This window comes from Methanofollis sp. (assembly GCF_028702905.1).
GTDB lineage: Archaea > Halobacteriota > Methanomicrobia > Methanomicrobiales > Methanofollaceae > Methanofollis.
Map to the genome: position 1 here is coordinate 1 of NZ_JAQVNX010000128.1, position 4,963 is coordinate 4,963.

4 protein-coding genes are annotated in these 4,963 nt (G+C 63.6%); 3 read left to right on the forward strand and 1 reads right to left on the reverse strand.

Going from position 1 to position 4,963, the window contains the following annotated elements:
- The 3 genes from PHP59_RS11275 to PHP59_RS11285 all read left to right on the forward strand — a co-directional run.
- Positions 1-280, forward strand: a 280-nt coding sequence (locus tag PHP59_RS11275; protein ID WP_300167030.1) for a hypothetical protein, incomplete at its 5' end; no start/stop codon positions are given.
- A 1-nt stretch (position 281) separates the two neighbouring features.
- Positions 282-2,252, forward strand: coding sequence for a helical backbone metal receptor (locus PHP59_RS11280; RefSeq protein ID WP_300167032.1), 1,971 nt, complete (start codon positions 282-284; stop codon positions 2,250-2,252).
- Positions 2,249-3,319, forward strand: a complete 1,071-nt coding sequence (locus tag PHP59_RS11285; protein ID WP_300167035.1) for a PQQ-binding-like beta-propeller repeat protein — start codon at positions 2,249-2,251, stop codon at positions 3,317-3,319. The genes PHP59_RS11280 and PHP59_RS11285 overlap by 4 nt, the downstream gene beginning before the upstream one ends.
- A gap of 449 nt (positions 3,320-3,768) precedes the next feature.
- On the opposite strand, the gene PHP59_RS11290 is transcribed toward PHP59_RS11285, so the two are convergent.
- The coding region (locus PHP59_RS11290; RefSeq protein WP_300167038.1) for a PEGA domain-containing protein at positions 3,769-4,963 on the reverse strand (1,195 nt) is incomplete at its 5' end.

The window sequence follows — 4,963 nt, forward strand, 5'->3', positions numbered from 1 at the left end:
CAACGGGACGGTCGCATTCCTGGAGACGCGGCCGGCCGGGACGGACAGTGCAGGCAACCTGGTCTTTGAGGCAGACTCTCCGGAGGGACTCTCCGGGTTCGCACTCCTCGCCCTCGGCGAAAGAGAGGCAACGATGAACACGACAGACACCGCCGCACCTTCCACAGAGACACCGCCTGAGGCGACCGCACCACAACAGGCGCCTCTCAGCACCCTCGCCATCGTTTCCGGTGTCCTTATCGGATGTACAGCGTACGTGATCAGAAAAAGGGATGACTGAAATGAGACTGACACTTCCTATCCTTATCCTTCTCTGCGCGACCTGTTGTGCTCTCGGTGCCGCCCACCCCATGGACGCGGCCGACCCGGCCGTCCAGAAGAGCATGGACTATATCCGGTCCTGCCAGCAGGCCGATGGCGGGTTCGCCGAACCGGGGAGGGAGACAAACCCCGGCACCTCGTGGTTTGCCGTGATGGCGATCGTCGCCAGCGGCGGGGACCCGCATGCATGGACGGTGAACGGCACATCGGCGGTCGACTACTGGAAAGATTCCGACGAGGCCGCGCGACCCGAAGGAACGGCCGAACTCGGGAAGATGGTGACTCTGATCGCCGCCGCCGGCGAGGACCCTCGCGCCTTCGGCGGGCACGACCACCTCGCCGACCTGAAGGGGCGGATGAAACCCGACGGTCAGTTCGGCGACTTCGTCTACACCACCTACTGGGGCCTGTTCGGGCTTGCCGCCGCGGGCGAAAACGCACAGAAACCTGCCGCCTGGCTGAAGAAACAGCAGAACGAGGACGGCGGCTACGGCTGGATGCCCGGTGCCGAGAGCGATTCGGACGATACCGCAGCTGTGATCATGGCGCTCATCGCTGCGGGCGAACCGAAGGACTCCCCTGCCGTTGCACTGGCCCTCGACTACCTCAGGACGCACCAGATGGACGACGGCGGTTTCAACTACGGCGGTTCGTCCTCGTCGAACGCCGCATCCGCGGCATGGGTGGTCCAGGCCGCCACCGCCGCCGGCGAGAACCCGTCAGGATGGTCGAAAAACGGCAAAGACGCAGCCTCCTATCTCCAGAATCTCCAGCAGCCAGACGGTTCGTTCGCGTGGACGGCATATACCACAGACAACCCCTGCGGCATCACGGCACGGGCGGTCCCGGCCCTGCTCGGGAAATCCTACCCCATCCTCCCGGGACAGAAGGCGCCTGCCCTCTCCGCTCCCGTGGCGACCGCGACGACGACTGCCGTCGCGACTCCGATAGCACAGACGACCACAGCAGCAGCCTCGTCTTCGTGGCAGTCGGTGACCGTCACCGACGACTTCGGGGAGATGGTCGTCATCACGCATGAACCCCGGCGCATCGTCTCCCTTGCCCCGGCAAACACCGAGATCCTCTTTGCCCTCGGTCTCGGCGACCGGGTGGTCGGCGTGACAGACTACTGCAATTACCCGGCCGGGGCAGAGGAGAAACCGAAGGTCGGCGGGTATTCCACCGTGAACATCGAACGGGTGGTGGCGGCAAAGCCCGACCTTGTCCTTGCGGCGTTCGGGAACACCGAGGAAGTTGTCAACCACCTCAGGGACCTGGGCCTGACGGTCGTCGCCCTCAACCCGGACTCCATGCAGGGGACGCTCCGCGACATCACCCTCGCCGGAGAGGCGACAGGGCGCACTGCAGAGGCGGCCGATCTGAAGACGTCCATGCAGACGCGGATCGACGCCGTGACCGCAGCCGTCGGGACGACCACCGAGCGCCCGAGCGTGATGCATGCCGTCTGGTACGACCCCATCTGGGTGAGCGGCAATGCCACCTTCCAGAACGAACTCATCACCCTTGTCGGCGGGAAGAACGCATTTCCCGACGTTGAAGGCTGGCAGATTGTCACCCTGGAGCGGTTCATCACCACCAATCCCGACATCATCCTGGTAAACTCGGGGACAGGGATGGGAGAGAGCGGGAACGACCTGATCTATAGGTATTTCATGAACGAGCCACGCTTTGCAAAGATGAAGGCCGTGCAGGACGACCGGGTGTACATCGTCAGTTCAGACATCATCGACCGCGGCGGCCCGCGGATCGTCGACGCCCTCGAAGAGGTCGCCGCCGCTATCCACCCCGAACTCTTCCCTGACGCCGCGGCAGCCGCACCCACAACCGCCGCACCGGCGCCGGGGTTCGGCGCCGGCGCCGGCATGATTGCACTTTTCGGGGCCTGCATCCTCCTCCGGAGGCGGGGATGAGGGGGCTGGCGTTCTTCATCGCCGCCCTCTTTTTTGCTGGGATGGCGGGCACGGCAATGGCAGGGCCGTCCTTTGAACCCGTGTGGGAAAAAACATTTTCAGATACCGTCAAAGATGTCGCCATCTCGGCAGACGGATCGACGGTTGCCGCCCGTACCGATTCCACTCTCCATTGTTACACTGCCGACGGCGCACTGCTCTGGGAGGTGCCGGGCGGCCATGGCCGGCACCTCGGGATATCAGGGGACGGTTCCCTTGTTGCCGTCGACGGGGAAGACCTCAGGGCATATGACGGCACAGGCGCCAGGGTATTCAGACATACAAACGGCTACTTTGCCCTCGGTGTCGGGATCTCCCCTGACGGTTCCTGCATTGCCGGGGGCTTCGACAATGAAAGCCTGGTGCTCTTCAGGAAAAACGCCGTCGGTGTTTTTCTGCCGTCATGGTCGGTCCGGACCGACGATGACATCGTCACCCTGGACCTCGCCGACAACGCTACGTCCCTCGTGGCAGGGACAAAAAACGGCATGGTCCTCAGATACGCGGGTGACGGAAGACTGCTATGGCGCTATGGCACGGGGAGCAGCAGTCTCTCCTGCTCTGTCACAGGCGACGGGTCATATATTGCCGTCGGTGCCGATCACGGCGTGGCCTCCTGCATCAACAGGAACGGCAACCTTCTCTGGACGACAGTTTCAGGAGACAGACTTCCGGGAGTCGGGGTTGCAGGGGAGGGGGCCCTGATCGCCGTGGGCGGTGAGGGGATCGTCCTCAACTCGCCAGGGGGCGAGGTCCTCAGCACGGTCATCGACACTCCGGCACATGCCCTCGCGATCTCCGGCGACGGGAAGAGGATCGTGGCAGCAGGCGAGGGAAAAAGAGTCACTCTCTATCAGGCCCGGGAGGAGACGCCAGGCATAGAAACCGCGACCATGCCGGCGACACCTCCCATGACCGACTCTCAAGAGACAGCACCGGCAGAACCGGAAGCCGCCCGCTCCCCTCTCGGGGCCTGCTCTGCCATTATAGCAATTTTCACCGCGATGTACGGCATGAGGCGGCACTGATATGTTTATCCTGGAACTCGCCTGAGCGCGGGTTTCCTCTTCTTATATTTCCGATATGATGGTTGCGCCGGCAGTCCAATACCATGAATGATCATGGCAGAGATCCGCCCTTGCAATCGGCCTTCAAGGAACCACATGATACACATGAGGAGGCCGACGAAGAAGGGCGGGGGAGCGGTCACGACTGTCGATGCGACCGAACCCAGCTTGGTTCGGGATCATACGGCAGGCTCCAGGCGAGAAGGGTATCATTCTCACCGGGCGACGGCGCCTGCCTCCCCGGCTGAAAAACGACCACCAGGCCCACCCATACAGGGGAGAGTGCGGGAGGAGACGAAAGACTCCTGCCCGCTTCTCCCCGCAGATAAAAAAAAGAAGAATGCGGTGCCCCTTCATGACGGCATTATCCACCGATGAGGGCTGCCGCGGCGATGTTTACTGCATCACCTTCATGCTCCTATTGCGCAGAGAGTGTCGGGACTGTTCATGTACAGCCAGTATCCCTGCATGGGGTTCATGGGGCGGTCGTCGCCGTGGCGGCCTGTTGCTCCGCGGATGATCGAGACGTCGTATGCCTGGTTCGCCGCGTCGAACGCAAAGAGGGTCATCCAGTTCTTTTCGACCGCCCTGAGCGTGGTGGCCGCGGCTTCGGGGACGGTGTCAGAGAACCCGATCGCGTTCCAGCCTTCGTCCAGGTCTTTTGTCGGGGGGGTGGAGACCGATCCACCGGCGAAGGTGAGCGGGATCGTGTACGTGCCGTTTGCGAAGATCCAGACGCCGTCGAGGGGCTGGAACCTCTCAGCCGAACTCATCGCCTCCCACCGGTTCGTCCCGTTATACAGCAGGACGGAGTGGCCGCCGGTGTCCACCTCGTCGAAGATCGCAATCGTGTCCTGCCCGGCGGCGAGGGTCTTCGGTGTCGAGACGAAATTCCAGCCGGGCCGGAGGGTGATCGCGGCCCTGCTGAGGGCGACGTGGACCTCTGCGGTCTCGCCGACGGCGACCGTCACGGTTTCTTCCGCATCGAGGTAGCCCTCAAGGCTCAGGGCGATTGTGTGCTCGCCCGGCGAGATGCGGGTGAGGGTGGCGTTCGTCATTTCGCCGGTGTCGGTACCGTCGAGAATGATGCGGGCGCCGTCAGGGGAGGAGGTGACCCGGATGCTGCCGGAGGGTTCGAGGAGGGTGAGGGAGACTGTGGCGGTTTCGGTGTCGGCGACGGTCACGGTCGTCGAGGCATCCATGTAGCCGGATTTCTTCACGGTGATCGTGTGCTCCCCGGCCGGGACGTTCTCAAGGGTTGCGTTCGTCGTCGTCCCGGTGTCGGTGCCGTCGAGGAAGACTTTTGCACCGTCGGGTGTCGAGGCGACGGCGATGTTCCCGGTCGCCGCGACGAGGTCGAGGGTGAGGGTCGTCGTCTCGTTGTACCGGATCGTCACGTTCGCCTCGGCGGTGCGGTAGCCGTCTTTCGTCAGGGTGACGGTGTGCTCGCCGACGGCGATGCCGTCGACGGTGGCGTCGGTGATCTTGCCGGTATCGGCGCCGTCGATGAGGATCAGAGCGCCGGTCGGCGCCGAGGTGACGGCGAGGCTGCCGGTCAGGGTGGTGAGGTCGAGATGGATCACCGCGGTCTTCCCCTCGGTGACG

Coding starts and splice junctions, on each gene's coding strand:
- PHP59_RS11280 (WP_300167032.1), top strand. CDS start 282: ATGAGACTGACACTTCCTATCCTTATCCTTCTCTGCGCGACCTGTTGT.
- PHP59_RS11285 (WP_300167035.1), top strand. CDS start 2,249: ATGAGGGGGCTGGCGTTCTTCATCGCCGCCCTCTTTTTTGCTGGGATG.